Source organism: Kineococcus halophytocola (assembly GCF_041276425.1).
In the GTDB taxonomy this organism is placed as follows: Bacteria; Actinomycetota; Actinomycetes; order Actinomycetales; family Kineococcaceae; genus Kineococcus; species Kineococcus halophytocola.
Window position 1 is genome coordinate 145,906 of the sequence record NZ_JBGFTU010000009.1, and the last position, 14,419, is coordinate 160,324.

The 14,419-nt window shown below is 73.6% G+C and carries 14 protein-coding genes and 1 pseudogene; 9 read left to right on the plus strand and 6 right to left on the minus strand.

Features of this window, described 5'->3' with window-relative positions:
- Positions 1 to 78 precede the first annotated feature (78 nt).
- A complete protein-coding gene (gene pcrA / locus AB2L27_RS09870) occupies positions 79 to 2,433 on the plus strand; it encodes a DNA helicase PcrA (RefSeq protein WP_370441289.1) in 2,355 nt (784 codons plus the stop codon).
- On the opposite strand, the gene AB2L27_RS09875 is transcribed toward pcrA, so the two are convergent.
- Together AB2L27_RS09875 and AB2L27_RS09880 are read right to left on the minus strand one after the other, a co-directional pair.
- The gene (locus AB2L27_RS09875) at positions 2,409 to 3,215 is read right to left on the minus strand and encodes an alpha/beta fold hydrolase (protein WP_370441290.1); all 807 of its coding nucleotides are present in this window, start codon (positions 3,213 to 3,215) and stop codon (positions 2,409 to 2,411) included. The two genes, pcrA and AB2L27_RS09875, sit on opposite strands and share 25 nt — an antisense overlap.
- 58 nt (positions 3,216 to 3,273) lie before the next feature.
- Positions 3,274 to 4,176 (minus strand): MurR/RpiR family transcriptional regulator, encoded by a 903-nt coding sequence (locus AB2L27_RS09880; protein WP_370441291.1) that lies wholly within the window; start codon positions 4,174 to 4,176, stop codon positions 3,274 to 3,276.
- Positions 4,177 to 4,409: 233 nt separating this feature from the next.
- On the opposite strand from AB2L27_RS09880, the gene AB2L27_RS09885 reads away from it, so the two are divergent.
- The 5 genes from AB2L27_RS09885 to AB2L27_RS09905 are packed head-to-tail and all read left to right on the plus strand — an operon-like array spanning position 4,410 to position 9,499.
- Positions 4,410 to 5,177 (plus strand): sugar isomerase domain-containing protein, encoded by a 768-nt coding sequence (locus AB2L27_RS09885; RefSeq protein ID WP_370441292.1) that lies wholly within the window; start codon positions 4,410 to 4,412, stop codon positions 5,175 to 5,177.
- Between the two features lie 47 nt (positions 5,178 to 5,224).
- Positions 5,225 to 6,634 (plus strand): N-acetylglucosamine/diacetylchitobiose ABC transporter substrate-binding protein, encoded by a 1,410-nt coding sequence (ngcE, locus tag AB2L27_RS09890; protein ID WP_370441293.1) that lies wholly within the window; start codon positions 5,225 to 5,227, stop codon positions 6,632 to 6,634.
- Positions 6,631 to 7,638: a carbohydrate ABC transporter permease gene (locus AB2L27_RS09895; RefSeq protein ID WP_370441294.1), complete on the plus strand. Its 1,008-nt coding sequence runs from the start codon at positions 6,631 to 6,633 to the stop codon at positions 7,636 to 7,638. The genes ngcE and AB2L27_RS09895 overlap by 4 nt, the downstream gene beginning before the upstream one ends.
- Before the next feature lie 5 nt (positions 7,639 to 7,643).
- A complete protein-coding gene (locus tag AB2L27_RS09900; RefSeq protein ID WP_370441326.1) occupies positions 7,644 to 8,525 on the plus strand; it encodes a carbohydrate ABC transporter permease in 882 nt (293 codons plus the stop codon).
- The gene (locus AB2L27_RS09905; RefSeq protein ID WP_370441295.1) at positions 8,522 to 9,499 is read left to right on the plus strand and encodes an N-acetylglucosamine kinase; all 978 of its coding nucleotides are present in this window, start codon (positions 8,522 to 8,524) and stop codon (positions 9,497 to 9,499) included. The genes AB2L27_RS09900 and AB2L27_RS09905 overlap by 4 nt, the downstream gene beginning before the upstream one ends.
- Here the strand turns inward: AB2L27_RS09905 and AB2L27_RS09910 are convergent, their stop codons facing one another.
- Positions 9,500 to 10,114 carry a LysE/ArgO family amino acid transporter gene (locus AB2L27_RS09910; RefSeq protein WP_370441296.1) on the minus strand — a complete coding sequence of 205 codons (615 nt, stop codon included), beginning with the start codon at positions 10,112 to 10,114 and terminating at the stop codon, positions 9,500 to 9,502. It lies immediately after the preceding gene.
- A gap of 46 nt (positions 10,115 to 10,160) precedes the next feature.
- Here AB2L27_RS09910 and AB2L27_RS09915 point away from each other — a divergent pair.
- Positions 10,161 to 10,747, plus strand: a pseudogene (locus AB2L27_RS09915) (LysR family transcriptional regulator).
- A gap of 5 nt (positions 10,748 to 10,752) precedes the next feature.
- Positions 10,753 to 11,241, plus strand: coding sequence for a DUF427 domain-containing protein (locus AB2L27_RS09920; RefSeq protein ID WP_370441297.1), 489 nt, complete (start codon positions 10,753 to 10,755; stop codon positions 11,239 to 11,241).
- Between the two features lie 50 nt (positions 11,242 to 11,291).
- Here AB2L27_RS09920 and AB2L27_RS09925 read toward each other — a convergent pair whose 3' ends face one another.
- The 3 genes from AB2L27_RS09925 to AB2L27_RS09935 form a co-directional block, all read right to left on the minus strand.
- The gene (locus tag AB2L27_RS09925) at positions 11,292 to 11,555 is read right to left on the minus strand and encodes a GlsB/YeaQ/YmgE family stress response membrane protein (RefSeq protein ID WP_370441298.1); all 264 of its coding nucleotides are present in this window, start codon (positions 11,553 to 11,555) and stop codon (positions 11,292 to 11,294) included.
- Between the two features lie 208 nt (positions 11,556 to 11,763).
- Positions 11,764 to 12,603 (minus strand): SDR family oxidoreductase, encoded by an 840-nt coding sequence (locus AB2L27_RS09930; protein ID WP_370441299.1) that lies wholly within the window; start codon positions 12,601 to 12,603, stop codon positions 11,764 to 11,766.
- 76 nt (positions 12,604 to 12,679) lie between these two features.
- Positions 12,680 to 13,300 carry an L-threonylcarbamoyladenylate synthase gene (locus AB2L27_RS09935; protein ID WP_370441300.1) on the minus strand — a complete coding sequence of 207 codons (621 nt, stop codon included), beginning with the start codon at positions 13,298 to 13,300 and terminating at the stop codon, positions 12,680 to 12,682.
- A gap of 180 nt (positions 13,301 to 13,480) precedes the next feature.
- On the opposite strand from AB2L27_RS09935, the gene AB2L27_RS09940 reads away from it, so the two are divergent.
- Entirely contained in the window at positions 13,481 to 14,071 is a 591-nt protein-coding gene (locus tag AB2L27_RS09940) for a manganese efflux pump MntP (protein WP_370441301.1), read from the plus strand.
- Positions 14,072 to 14,419: the final 348 nt, after the last annotated feature.

Here is a 14,419-nt window from a genome sequence, read left to right on the forward strand (position 1 = left end):
CGCCCACGACGAGCGACCCCGGTGGGCGGGGCTCCGCGGCCCGGGTCTGTCGGCGCTCGGGCCTACCCTTGTCCCACGATGAGCACTCTCTTCGACGACCTCCCCTTCGGCGGCCCCTCCGGTCCCGGCGGTGGGCGGGGCGACACGGGCCCGGCCGTGCTCGCCGGCGCCCCCGCGTCTCGGCGCCCCGGGCTGGACCCGGCGGCGCTCGTCGCCGGGCTGAACCCCCAGCAGCGCCAGGCCGTCGTGCACGCCGGGTCCCCGCTGCTCATCGTCGCCGGGGCCGGGTCGGGCAAGACGCGCGTGCTGACCCACCGCATCGCCCACCTGCTGGCCGAGGGCCGGGCGACGCCGGGGCAGGTCCTCGCGATCACCTTCACCAACAAGGCCGCCGCCGAGATGCGCGAGCGCGTCGGCGCCCTCGTCGGCGACGTCGTCGGCATGGGCGCGCGCAGCATGTGGGTCTCGACGTTCCACTCCGCCTGCGTCCGCATCCTGCGGCGCGAGGCCCAGCACCTCGGGATGCGCACCTCGTTCTCGATCTACGACTCCGCCGACTCCCAGCGCCTCATGGCGATGGTCGGCCGCGAGCTGGAGCTGGACCCGAAGAAGCACGCCCCCCGGGCGATGTCGGCGATGGTCTCCAACCTCAAGAACGAGCTGATCGACGAGGACACCTTCTTCGACCGCGCCCACTCCGACGACGGCACCGAGACCGAGCGCATCCTCGCCCGCGCCTACCGGACGTACCAGCAGCGGCTGCGCCAGGCCAACGCGATGGACTTCGACGACCTCATCGGCTCCACGGTCCACCTGCTGCAGGCGTTCCCCGACGTGGCCGAGCACTACCGCCGCCGGTTCCGGCACGTGCTGGTCGACGAGTACCAGGACACCAACCACGCCCAGTACGTCCTGGTGAAGGAGCTCGTCGGCACGGGCGAGGGCAACGTCCCGCGCGGTGAGCTGACGGTCGTGGGGGACGCCGACCAGTCGATCTACGCCTTCCGCGGTGCGACGATCCGCAACATCGTCGAGTTCGAGCAGGACTACCCCGACGCCACGACGATCCTGCTGGAGCAGAACTACCGCTCCACGCAGAACATCCTCACCGCGGCCAACGAGGTCATCAAGGTCAACGAGGACCGCCGGCCGAAGAACCTGTGGACGGCCTCGGGGGCGGGGGAGCAGATCGTCGGCTACGTCGCCGACGACGAGCACGACGAAGCCGCGTTCGTGGCCGAGGAGGTCGACCGCCTCCACGACCACGAGGGCGTGACGTACAAGGACGTCGCGGTGTTCTACCGGACGAACGCGCAGTCCCGGTCGCTGGAGGAGGTGTTCATCCGCACCGGCCTGCCCTACAAGGTGGTGGGCGGGACGCGCTTCTACGAGCGCCGTGAGATCAAGGACGCCGTCGCCTACCTGCGCGTCCTGGACAACCCCGACGACACCGTCAACCTGCGCCGGGTGCTCAACACGCCCAAGCGCGGCATCGGCGAACGGGCCGAGGCGAGCATCGTCGTCCTGGCCGAGCGCGAGCGCATCGGGTTCGGCGCCGCCCTCGACCGCGCCGACGAGGCGGTCGGGCTGGTGTCCCGCTCCCTCAACGCCATCAAGGGTTTCGCCCAGCTCATCGCCGACCTGCGCACCCTGGCCGAGTCGGGGGCCTCCCCGGCCGTCGTCCTGGAGGCCGTCCTGGAGCAGACGGGGTACCTCGCCGAGCTGCGCGCCAGCGCCGACCCGCAGGACGAGTCGCGCGTGGAGAACCTCTCCGAACTGGTCGCCGTGGCCGAGGAGTTCACCGAGGACAACCCCGAGGGGACGTTGTCGGACTTCCTCGAACGGGTGTCCCTCGTCGCCGACGCCGACCAGATCCCGGCAGGTGCCGAGGACGAGGGTGTCGTGACGCTCATGACGCTGCACACGGCCAAGGGCCTGGAGTTCCCCGTCGTGTTCCTCACCGGGATGGAGGACGGGACGTTCCCGCACCAGCGGTCCCTGGGCGACCCCGACCAGCTCGCCGAAGAACGCCGGCTGGCCTACGTCGGCCTGACCCGGGCCCGCGAGCGGCTGTACCTGTCGCGCTCGGCGGTGCGCAGCGCGTGGGGCGCCCCGCAGCAGTACCCGCCGTCGCGGTTCCTCGACGAGGTGCCCGCCACGCTGCTGGACTGGAAACGGGGGGAGTCGACGTACCAGGGCACCACCTCGCCGTCGGCGGCCTCGCGCGTCTCCCAGCGGCCGGGGGTGCGGTCGGCGGGCAGCCGGCCCGTCGTCGCGCTGAACCCGGGGGACCGGGTCACGCACGACTCCTTCGGCCTGGGCACCGTCGTGCGGATCGAGGGCGAGGGGGACAAGACCGTCGCCCACGTCGACTTCCGCACCGAGGGCACCAAGCGGTTGCTGCTGCGCTACGCCCCCGTCGAGAAGCTCTGACGGATCGCCGCGGCCACCTCGGCGGGGCGTTCCAGCGGCAGCAGGTGACCGGCGCCGTCGAGGGTGCGGAACCGCGCCGCGGGGTACACGGCCCCGTTGAGCTCGCGCTGGGCCTGCGGGCCGAGGTCGCCGTCGGCGCCCCCGGCCACGACGAGGGCGGGGACGTCGAGCCGGCCCACCCGCGCCGAGAGGTCCTCGCGGCTGCCGTGCTCCAGCCACGCCCGCCACGCGGCCGGGTCGGTGCGGTGCAGGTCCTCCCGGGCCAGGGCGTCCAGGGCGGGGTCCAGCGGGCCGCCGGTGTTCGCCGCGAGGAACTCCCCGGCCGCGGCCTCGTCCAGGGGCCCGTCGGCGGCCCAGCCGAGCATCCTGCGCCGGCGCTCCTCGTCCATCGGTTCCGGCGACGGCGGCGAGGCGGCGAGCAGCACGACCCCGGCGGGGCGCTCGGCCGGGTCCAGCCCCGCGGCCAGGACGGTCGCGACCTTCCCGCCCATGCTGTGCCCGAGCAGCAGCCAGCGCCGGTCGTCCCGACGGCCCCGCCCGTCCAGGTGACCGGTGACCTGCTCCCGCACCCACGCCGTCATGTCCGGCACCGACGTCCCCGGGTCCAGCGGCGCCCCGCCGAAGCCCGGCAGGTCCAGGGCGAGCAGGTCGAACTCCGGTGCGAGCTCGCGCGCCAGCGGCCCGAAGGACCGCGCGCTCATCCCCAGGGCGTGCAAGCAGACGAGGGTCGTCTCGGGGGTCGTCGCGGGGGTCGTCTCGGGGGGCGTTCCAGGGGTCCTCACGCAGGCATCGTCGCCGGTCCGGCCCACCGCCGCCCGTCCGCACCGCGCGGGGTCCGGCTCACCGCGGCCGCCGCCGGGCCGGGCGGACGGCGTGCTGGGCGGGGATGTGGTCGGTCAGCGCCCGGGCGGCGCTGGCGCGGGTGAACGTGAGCTGGGCCACCCGCACGTAGAGGCAGTCCACGACGAGGAGCTGGGCGTGCCGGGCCGCGAACGGCCCCTCGCGGTAGGTCGTTCCGCCGGGGGCGACGGTGAGCACGACGTCGGCGAGCTGGGCCAGCGCCGAGGCCGGGTCACCGGTCACGGCGACGGTCGTGGCGCCGCGGCGGGCGGCCAGCTCGGTGGGGTCGACGACCTCGCGGGTGGCCCCGGAGAACGAGATCGCGATGGCCACGTCGGCGGGGGTGAGCAGCGCCGCGGACGTGCTGGCCGCGTGCACCTCCGTCCAGTTGCGCACCGGGACGCCGATGCCGAACAGGCGCGCGTCGGTCTCGGCCGCCATCGCGGCGCTGCCGCCCACGCCGTAGACGTCGACGCGGTGGGCCCGGGCGACGGCCTGCGCGGCGCGTTCGACGGCGTCCAGGTCCAGGCGCCGGGCGGTGTCCTGCAGGCTGCGGACGTCCGCGGCGGCCACCACGGCGGCGACGCGTTCGAGGTCGTCGTCGGGGGTGATCTCCGGGCCGATCTCGGCCGAGCCCCACACGGACCCCCCGCCGGCCCGACGACCCTGCTCGCGGGCCATCCAGCGCACGAGGCCCTGGTAGCCGTCGAGGCCGATGGTCTGGCAGAACCGCGTCACGGCGGCCTGCGAGGTGCCGGCCCGGCGGGCCAGTTCGGTGGCCGAGCACTCCTCGACGCTCTCGGGCGAGGTCAGCACGAAGTCGGCCACCTTGCGCAGGGAGGGGGGCAGGTCGGCCCGGACCGCCTCGATGCGCTGCGCCGGGTCGAGGGTGTCGAGGCTCATCCCGGACTCCTCCGTCAGAGTGGATGACTGATCCAGCCGGAGAAGGCTAACACCGCGCCGGGGTCCCGCCGGGTCTCACGCCCCGGTTCTGAGCGTCGACGGGATGTCCCGGAGGGCAACGAGAACGCAACACGAACGCAACACGGCGAACCCTTGACAGTTCCGCACCACCGCGTGAAACATCCAACCATCCAGCAATGACGCGGTGAATCGACGACTCAAGGAGAGATGCCGTGCCCCCCTTCGCCGACCACGTCGCCCGGTTCGGCCACGAGGTGCAGGACCGCCTCGACCGGCTCTCGGCCCTGGCCCGCGCCGGGGGTCTCGACGACGCCGTGGGGCTGCTCGCGGACTGCATCGCCGCCGGCGGGGTCGTCCAGGCGTTCGGCACCGGGCACTCCGAGGCCTTCGCCATGGAGGTCGCCGGCCGCGCCGGGGGCCTCATCCCCACGAACAAGGTCGCCCTGCGCGACGCCGCCCTCCTCGGCGGGCACGAGATCGCCGAACTCACCGGCGAACCCCCGCTGGAGCGGGACCCGAACATCGCCCGCGACGTGTTCGACACCGTCGTCCGCGACCCCCGCGACGTGTTCGTCATCGCCTCCAACTCCGGCGTCAACGGGTCCGTCGTCGGCCTGGCCCTGCTGGCCAGGGAGCACGGCCACCGGGTCGTGGCGGTGACGAGCCTGGAGCACACCCGGGCGGTCGAGTCCCAGCACCCCAGCGGGAAGCGGCTGTGCGAGATCGCCGACGTCGTCATCGACAACCTCGCCCCCTACGGCGACGCGACCCTGACCGGCGTGTCCGACGTCGCCGTCGGGTCGGTCTCGTCCCTGACGTCCGCCTACATCGCCCAGCTGCTGACCATCGGCACGGTCACGGCCCTGGCCGGGCGGGGCGAGGAGGCCCCGCTGTACGTCTCGGCCAACGTCCCCGGCGGCCACGACCGGAACAAGAGCATCGAGGCCCGCTACGGCGACCGCCTGCGCCGCAGCGCCTGAGCCCCCCAGCACACCCCGTCCGCCAGCCCACCCCGGAAGGAACCACCGTGAGCGAGTCCACCCCCCTCCAGCGTCGACGTTTCCTGGGACTGGCCCTGGCCGGGACCCTCCTGCCGGCCGCCACCGCGGCCTGCGCCGCCTCCGGCGGGGGTGAGGAGCCCGGCGGCGGGTCCGGCCCCACCGGGGAGGTCAGCGACCAGAACCCCTTCGGCGTGGCCGAGGGGGCCGCCGTCGACGCCGTGATCTTCGACGGCGGCTACGGCACCGACTACGTCTCCTTCGTGGCGGCGCAGTACGCCGACCTGCACGGCGGGGGGACGCTGACCGTCTCGCCCTCCACGCAGATCGCCCAGGAGCTGCAGCCGCGCTTCGTCGGCGGCAACCCGCCGGACCTGGTGGACAACTCCGGCGCCAACGCCATCGGGCTGGCGACCATCGCCGCCCAGCTGGAGGACCTCACCCCGCTGACCGAGGCGAAGAACACCGACGGGGAGGTCATCGCCGACACCCTGTACCCGGGGATGCTCGACGACGGCACCTACGACGGCCGCCTCGTGCAGTTGAACTACGTCCTCACCGTCTACGGCCTGTGGTACTCCAAGACGCTGTTCGACGCCAACGGCTGGACGGCGCCGGCCACGTGGGACGACGCGCTGGCCCTGGGCGCGGCGGCCAGGGAGCAGGGGAAGTACCTGTTCTGCTGGGGCAAGGAGGCCGCGTCCTACTACCTGACGCTGGCCGTCGACTCCGCCGTCAAGGAGGGCGGGGACGAGGTGCGCGTCGCGATGGGAAACCTGGAGGCGGACGCCTGGAGCCACCCGGCCGTGCAGGCCGTCCTGGGCAAGATGGCCGAGGCCGTCCAGGCCGGGTACTTCCGGCCCGGCGGCGCCGGCACCCAGTTCACCGCCGCGCAGGCGCAGTGGAGCCAGGCCCAGGAGGCCCTCCTCTACCCCTCGGGGTCGTGGATCGAGAACGAGATGAAGTCCCAGACCGCCCCGGACTTCCAGATGACCTGCGCCCCGCCGCCCTCGGTCACCGCGGGCGCGGCCATGCCGGCCGCCGCCTTCCACGCCAGCGCCGGGGAACCGTTCGTCGTGCCGAGCCGGGGCGCGAACACGGCCGGCGGCATGGAGGTCCTGCGCCTCATGCTCTCCAAGGAGGCCGCGACGAACTTCGCCAGGACCAAGCTGTCCTCGACGATCGTGCGGGACACGGTGCCGCAGGACGCGTTCGGCTCCACCGCCCTGGCCTCCCAGATCGCCATGCTCGACGCCGCCGGGGAGGACACCTACACGTTCAACTTCAACGACGTCTACGGGTTCACCAGCCAGAACAACGTGCTCTGGAACGGGTTCCTGTCCGGGCAGCTCGACGTCGCCGGTCTCACCAGCGGTCTGCAGCAGCAGTTCGACCAGACCCGGGAGGACAGCGGCATCACCAAGGTCGAGGTGTCGTGAGCGCGCTGCCCGGTGCCCCCGGCCGCACCGCCGTCCGGGGGGCCGCGCGCCCCCCGGCGGCGAGCCGCAGGCGGTGGACGTTCGACCGGGTCAGCCTCGTGGTCGTCTTCCTCGGGGTCCCGCTCGCGCTCTACCTGGTGTTCGTGCTCTACCCCTTCACCCAGGCGGCCTGGTACTCACTCACCTCCTGGTCGGGGTTCACCGCGACGCAGGAGTTCATCGGGCTGGAGAACTACCGGCGGCTGCTGGGCGACGGGTTGTTCCTCCAGGCCATCGGCAACAGCCTGAGCCTGCTCGTCGTCGTCCCGGCGGTGACGCTGGTGCTGAGCTTCGCGCTGGCCTGCCTGCTGACCTTCGGCGGCTCCTCGACCGGCGCCGTCCGCGGGCTGTCGGGCTCGTCCTTCTACCGCGTCGTGTCGTTCTTCCCCTACGTCGTGCCGGCCATCGTCGTCGGCATCATCTTCGGCCGCGTCTACGACCCCAGCGCCGGGCTCCTCAACGGCGTCCTCACCGGTCTGGGCCTGGGCCGGTTCCAGGACTTCGCCTGGCTGGGGGAACCGGCCACGGCCCTGTGGGCGGTCATCGTCGTCATCGTGTGGAGCTTCGTCGGTTTCTACATGGTCCTGTTCGTCGCCTCGATCCGGGCCATCCCGGCGGAGATCTTCGAGGCGGCGCGCATCGACGGGGCCGGCCGGTTCCGGACGGCGGTGTTCATCGCCGCCCCCGGCATCGCCGGGTCGCTGCGCACGGCCTACGTCTACCTCGGCATCTTCGCCCTGGACGCGTTCGTGTTCCTGGCGGCGATGAACCCCGACGGGGGCCCGGGCAACTCCACGCTCGTCATCACCCAGCAGATCTTCTCGACCGCGTTCACGCAGGGGCGGTTCGGGCTGGCCTGCGCGATGGGCGTGGTGCTCGCGGTGCTGACCTTCGTCTTCACGGGGCTGGTGCTCGGGATCGGCCAGCTGCTCGCCCGCCGCGGCGCGAAGGAGGCTCGCGCGTGAGCGCCGTGACGAGCGAGCCCACCCGCAGCGCCCCGGCCCGCCCCGAGCGGCGCGGGCCGTCGGGGGAGCGGACGGTCGCGGTCGGCTCGCACACCGTCCTGGGGATCTGGGCGGTGCTCGTCCTGCTGCCCTTCGCCTGGACGGTCGTCTCCAGCTTCAAGACGAACCGGGAGATCTTCGCCTCGCCGTTCTCGCTGCCGCGGGAGTGGCGGTTCCAGAACTACGTCGACGCCTGGAACACGGCCGGCATCGGGTCCTACTTCGTCAACTCCGTCGTCGTCGTCGCCTGCGCGCTGATGCTGACGATGCTCATGGGGGCGATGTCGGCCTACGTGCTGGCCCGGTTCGACTTCCGCGGCCGGACCGTCCTGCGGTACCTCATCGTGGCCGGGCTCACGTTCCCGGTGTTCCTCGCCGTCGTGCCGCTGTTCTTCATCCTGCAGCAGCTCGGGGTCCTCAACACCCTGCCGGGGCTGATCCTCAGCTACGCCGCCTACGCCTACCCGTTCACCGTCTTCTTCCTGCTCAGCTTCTTCGAGCAGCTCCCGGGGGAGATCGCCGAGGCCGCCGCGATCGACGGGGCGAGCGAGTGGCGGACGTTCTTCCAGGTCATGCTGCCGATGGCCGGGCCGGGGATGGCGGCCGTGGCCATCCTCAACTTCGTGGGCCTGTGGAACCAGTTCCTGCTGCCGGTGGTCCTGAACTCCGACCGCAGCAACTACGTCCTCACCCAGGGCCTGGCGGCGTTCGCGTCCCAGGCGGGGTACGACGTCAACTTCGGGGCGTTGTTCGCCGGTTCGGTGATGACGGTCGTGCCCGTCCTCGTGGTGTACCTGGTCTTCCAGCGCCGCCTGCAGGGGGCGGTCTCGGCCGGCGGGCTGAAGTGAGGCCGGTCCCCTCCGGGGTGGTGCTGGCCCTGGACGCCGGCGGCAGCACGACCCGGGCGCTCGTCCTGGACCCGGCCGGCCACCCGCTGGGCCGGGCCGCGTCCGGGCCGGGGAACCCCTCGGCCGTGGGGGTCGAGGCGGCCCTGGTCTCGGTGCGCGAGGCCGTGTCGCAGGCCCTCGCCGGGGCGGGGGCCGCCGTCGCCGACGTGCGCTCCACCGTGCTGGCGAGCGCCGGCTCGGACCGGCTCGTCCCCCGGGAGACCCTCATCGGCCACCTCGGGCTGGACCCCGGTGCCCCGTTCCGCCGGGTCTCGGACCTGCTGGCGATGTTCCACTCCGCCGCCGACACCGACACCGGTGCGGCGCTCGTGGCGGGCACGGGGTCGGTCGCCGCGCGGGTGCGCGGCGGTGGTCTGGAGCGGGTCGTCGGTGGCAACGGCTGGCTGCTGGGGGACGCCGGGGCGGGGTTCTGGATCGGCCGCGAGGTCGCCCGCGCCGTCACCGACGACCTCGACGGCACCGGCGCGGTCACCGCCCTGACCCCGGCGCTGCTGGCGGAGTTCGGCCTGAGCGACGACCGCCGTCCCCGGGAGGGCCGGGCGTTCGTGCTGGGGGAGATCGTCGACCTCGTCCACGCGGCGGAGCCCGTGCGGCTGGCCCGGCTGGCCCCGGCCTGCTTCACCGCCGCGGCCGCGGGCGACTCGGTGGCGACGGCGATCGTGGCCGCGGCGCAGGAGGAGCTGGCCGTGCTCGTGCGGGCCGTCGAGGGACCCGGTCCGCTCGTGGTCGGGGGCGGGGTGTGGCGGCGCAGCGCGCAGGGCCCGCTCGCCCCGGGGCTGCGCGCGGCCCTGACCGGCCGGACCGTGCTGCCCGCCGAGGACGGTCTGCTCGGCGCCGCGTCCCTGGCCCTGCGCGCGCTGGGTCTGCCGACCGCGCCGCTGCGCGCGCTGCGCGGGACCGGCCGGCCGGCCTGATCAGGCACCTCCCACGGGTCGCACCACGAGCTGCACGGCGAGCACGACCATGACGAGCGCCACGAGGCCGTCGAGCACCCGCCACGCCCCGGGCCGGGCGAAGACCGGCCGCAGCAGGCGCGCCCCGCGCCCCAGGACGGTGAACCACACGACGCTGCCCAGGGCCGCGCCCGCCCCGAACCACCAGCGGTCGGCCCCGTGGGCGGCCGCGACCGAGCCGAGCAGGACCACGGTGTCGAGGTAGACGTGCGGGTTCAGCCAGGTGAGCGCCGCCGCGGTCGCGACGACCGAGGCCAGCGGAACCGCGGCACCGGAGGGGTCGGCGCGCAGCGCCCCCGGGCGCCAAGCCCGCCGCAGCGCGAGCGCGCCGTAGCCGAGGAGGAAGGCCGCCCCGGCCAGGCGCAGCACGGTCAGCAGGCCCGGTGCCGCCGCCACGAGCGCACCCGCACCCGCCACCCCGACGCCGATGAGTAGGACGTCACTGGCGATGCAGACCGCGACCACGGCGCCCACGTGCTCCCCGCGCACGCCCTGCTGGATGACGAAGGTGTTCTGGGCGCCGATGGCGACGATGAGGGACAGCCCGAAGGCCAGCCCGGTGAGGAGGGTGAGCACGCCCCCGACGGTAGGGAGCCGGGTGACGCGGTTCCAGCTCAGGAAACTGACCCCGCATCAGCATCGCTTCACGAGCACGGGCGTCGACTGGGACCTGGCGCAGTTGCGGGCCCTGGCCGCCGTGGTCGCCGAGGGCTCCTTCGAGGCCGCCGCCCGGACCCTGCACGTCACGCCGTCGGCCGTCAGCCAGCGGCTGCGGGCCCTGGAGACCGCCGCCGGCCGGGGAGTTCTGCTGCGACCTGCGCCGGGAGGGCCAGGAGCGGACCCACGAGCTGCCGCGCTCGGGCAGCGTCGTCGCCGCGGTGACGACGGAGGCCGAGCCGGTGCCGGGGTGCCGGGTCACCCGGCTCGGGGCCGTGCACCACCAGCCCTTCGCCACCGCCGGCCCGCGCACCGCTCGTGGTCTTCGACCGCGACGTCGACCTGCGGGACACCTGGCTGTGTCTGCTGCTGCCCGAGCAGGTGGCCGGGCGGCGGGGCGGGCTCGTCGACCTCGACCCCGGCGGCGGGCTGGACGTGGACCTGCATTGGCAGCGGTGGAAGGTGGGCTCGCCCTCGCTGGACCGGCTGAGCGAGGCGGTCCTGGGAGCCTGGCGCCCGGCTCGCGCGGGCGCGCCCGCGGGACGACCCTGACCTGCGTGAGCGAATCCTGCTGGGACTACCCGCGCCCGCCGCGGCTCGAACCCGCGCGACGGCGCGTGCGCGTCCTCGACCCCGAGGGCCGGCTGATCGTCGACGTCCCGCCCGGCGAGCAGGCCACGAGGGCCTGGCGCGTGCTGGAGACGTCGCACCCGCCGACGTACTACGTGGCCGCCGAGGCGGTGCTGCCCGGTGCGGTCCGGCCCGCGCCGGGGCGGAGCTGGTGCGAGTGGAAGGGGCAGGCGTCCTACGTCGACCTCGTGGGCGGGGACGGCCGGGTGCTGCGGCCCCGCGCCGCCTGGTCCTACCGCGACCCGACGCCGGCGTACGCGGCGCTCGCCGGGGCCCTGGCGTTCTACCCCTCGGGGGTGCGCTGCCTGCTCGACGACGAGGAGGTCGGGGCGCAGGAGGGGGACTTCTACGGGGGGTGGGTCAGTTCGGAGGTGACCGGGCCGTTCAAGGGGGCGCCGGGCACGCTGGGGTGGTGAACGTGAGACGGCCTGGTCGGGGGCGGCGGGTGCCGCCCCCGACGCCGGGGTCAGCGGGCGCGGCCGCTGCGCAGGGCGCTGACGATGCCGACGCCGACGACGGCGACGACCACCTGGAAGATCAGCTCGATGAAGCTGAAGCCGTCGGTGTCCACCACCGCCCGCGCCAAGGCGGTGCCGATGAAGGCCGCGACGATGCCGATGAGGATCGTCAGGATGATGGAGATGTTCTGCTTCCCGGGCAGTACCAGACGCGCGAGGGCGCCGATGATCAGCCCGACGATGATGGCGGTGATGATGCCGGTGATGGTCACGATGTCCTCCAGTTCGTCGTGGCCCGTGGATCTGTGCGGGCCTGCACCGGGGATTCCGGTTCCCGGTGCGCCCGAAGGTTTCCACGGTTCTCCCGACACCGCTCGCTGGAATCGCCCGAGTCGGACGGATGGCCGCAACCGATCACGCGCCGTCTTGGAGGAGTGGCTCAGCGTGGTGTGATCGGTGCGGCCGGCCGTCGCGGCGGGGTCACAGGATCGGGTTGCCGCCCGTCACCGCGACCCGCGCCCCCGAGACGTAGCTGCCGTCGTCGGAGGCGAGCAGGACGTAGACGGGGGCGAGTTCGGCCGGCTGGCCCGGACGGGCCAGCGGCACCTGCTGCCCGAAGCTCTCGACCTGCTCGGCCGGCAGGGTGGCCGGGATCAGCGGCGTCCACACCGGCCCCGGGGCGACGCTGTTGACGCGGATGCCGCGGTCACCGAGCAGTTGCGCCATCGAGGCGCACATGTTCGCGATGCCCGCCTTGGTCATCGAGTAGGGGACCAGCGTCGGCTTGGGGTTGTCGGAGTTCACCGAGCTGCTACCGATGATCGACGAGCCCGGGCCCATGTGCGGCAGGGCAGCTTTGGTCAGCCAGAAGAACGCGCTGAGGTTGGTGTTGACCGTGAACATCCACTCCTCGTCGGAGATCTCCTCGAGGGTGTCGTGGCTCATCTGGTACGCGGCGTTGCTGACGAGGACGTCGACCTTGCCGAACTCGCGCACGCACGTGTCCACCACGGCGCGGCACTGCTCGGCCCCGGAGATGTCGCCGGCGACGAGGACCGCCCGCCGCCCGGCCTCCTCGACCCAGCGGGCCGTCTCCTGCGCGTCCTCGTGCTCGGACAGGTAGCTGACGACGACGTCGGCCCCCTCCCGGGCGTAGGCGATGGCGACCGCGCGACCGATCCCGGAGTCGGCGCCGGTGACGATCGCCGCCTTCCCCGCGAGCTTGCCGTGGCCGACGTAGGACGTCTCCCCGTGGTCGGGGGCCGGCTGCATCGCGCCTGTGGTGCCGGGGGGTTCCTGCTGCTGGCTGGGCTGGGACACGGGTGCTCCTGCTCGAGTTCGACGTCAGAGTCGTCCGGCCCCTACCCGGTCACGGCCGCGTCAACCCCGGCGCCGCTCACTCGAAGCGCGCGGGGTCCCCGGCCCCGACCCGCACCACCTCGGGGTACCCCTGCGACCAGTCGACCACCGTCGTCGGTTCCGTCCCGCACTCCCCGGCGTCCACGACGGCCTCGACCACGTGGTCCAGCTCCTCCTTCACCGACCAGCCGTCGGTGAGGGGTTCGTCGTGGCCGGGCAGCAGCAGCGTGCTCGACAGCAGCGGTTCCCCCAGCTCGCTCAGCAGCGCCCGGACGAAGGGGTGGTCGGGGATGCGCACCCCGACGGTCTTCTTCTTCGCATGCGCGAAACGTCGGGGCACCTCCTTCGTCGCGGGCAGGATGAACGTGTACGGGTTGGGCGTGGCCGCCTTCACGGCCCGGAACTGCACGTTGTCCAGGTGCACGAACTGCCCGAGCTGGGCGAAGTCGGAGCACACGAGCGTGAAGTGGTGCCGCTCGTCGAGGTGGCGGATGCGGCGGATGCGGTCGGCGCCGGTGTGGCTGTCGAGGCGGCAGCCCAGGGCGTAGCAGGAGTCCGTCGGGTAGGCAATGAGCGCGTCCTCGCGCAGCATCGCCGCGAGCTGGGCGACCGACCGCGGTTGCGGGTCCTGCGGGTGCACCTCGACGAAACGGGCCATGCCGCCACTGTAGGACCGGGGACGGTGCGGCGCCGCCGGTGCGCCGAAGACTCCCCTGCGGTGGCCCGCACGCTCCGATCCGGCTGTCCTGCAGCCGGATCGGAGGGTGACCGTGAGTTCCCCCGGGCGGGTCGAGCGTGGTTCCCTGGGCGCTGCTCCCGACCGGAAGGCCGCCCCGCCGTGTCCCTGTGGACCCTGTTCGTCATCGCCGTCGGCGTCTCCGCCGACGCCTTCGCCGTCGCGCTCGGCAAGGGTCTGCACCTGCGCCGGCTCACCGCCCGCGGCACGCTCTCCCTCGCCCTGGCCTTCGGGCTCTCCCAGGCGCTCATGCCCGTCCTCGGCTGGGCCCTGGGGCGTCAGTTCCGCGGGTTCGTCACCGCCGTCGACCACTGGGTCGCGTTCGGCCTGCTGGCCCTCATCGGCGGGAAGATGCTGTGGGAGGCGTTCACCGGCAGCGCCGACGACGCCGCTGACGACGCCGACGCCGACGCCGAGGACGGGGACGGCGTGCCGCTGCGCCAGCTGCTGCTGCTCGCGGTGGCCACGAGCATCGACGCCCTCGCCGTCGGCATCAGCTTCGCCTTCCTCGACGTCGCCATCGTCCCGGCCGCGCTCGCGATCGGGGTGACGACGGCCCTCATCACGGCGGTGGGCGTCGTGGTCGGGCACCGCGCGGGCAGCCGGCTCGGCAAGCCCGCCGAGGTGCTGGGGGGCCTGGTCCTCATCGGCATCGGCGTGAACATCGTGCTGGAGCACACCGGGGTCCTCTGACGCCACGCACCGGCGCCCGGCCGGACGTCAGGGGTCAGGGCTCGGGCTGCCACGCATCAGGACATCGGTGACAGTTCTGCATCAAGACACCGGTGACACGTCCAGCGCTCGTGGTGGTGACACCTCTCGGTCTTCCGCGCCCGCTGGGCTTGCCTCAGCGGGCCACCGCGCGGCGCGGCCCCCCTGCGTCCGGCGACCCGCACGCGGTGCGCGCGTCGATGGGCGGACCCGGCCATGCGAGCAGCACCGCTGGACCCAGGCCGCGGCCCACCCGGGCCGGCCCCGACGTCACGGTCACGGACGTCACGCTCATGGCGAAAGTCGTGTGGGCGCGGTTCATGTCGATGC

Excerpts from the sequence above, each read along its gene's own strand:
- AB2L27_RS09935 (WP_370441300.1), bottom strand. The coding sequence starts at position 13,300 with ATGGCCCGTTTCGTCGAGGTGCACCCGCAGGACCCGCAACCGCGGTCG.
- AB2L27_RS09880 (WP_370441291.1), bottom strand. The coding sequence starts at position 4,176 with ATGAGCCTCGACACCCTCGACCCGGCGCAGCGCATCGAGGCGGTCCGG.
- pcrA (WP_370441289.1), top strand. The coding sequence starts at position 79 with ATGAGCACTCTCTTCGACGACCTCCCCTTCGGCGGCCCCTCCGGTCCC.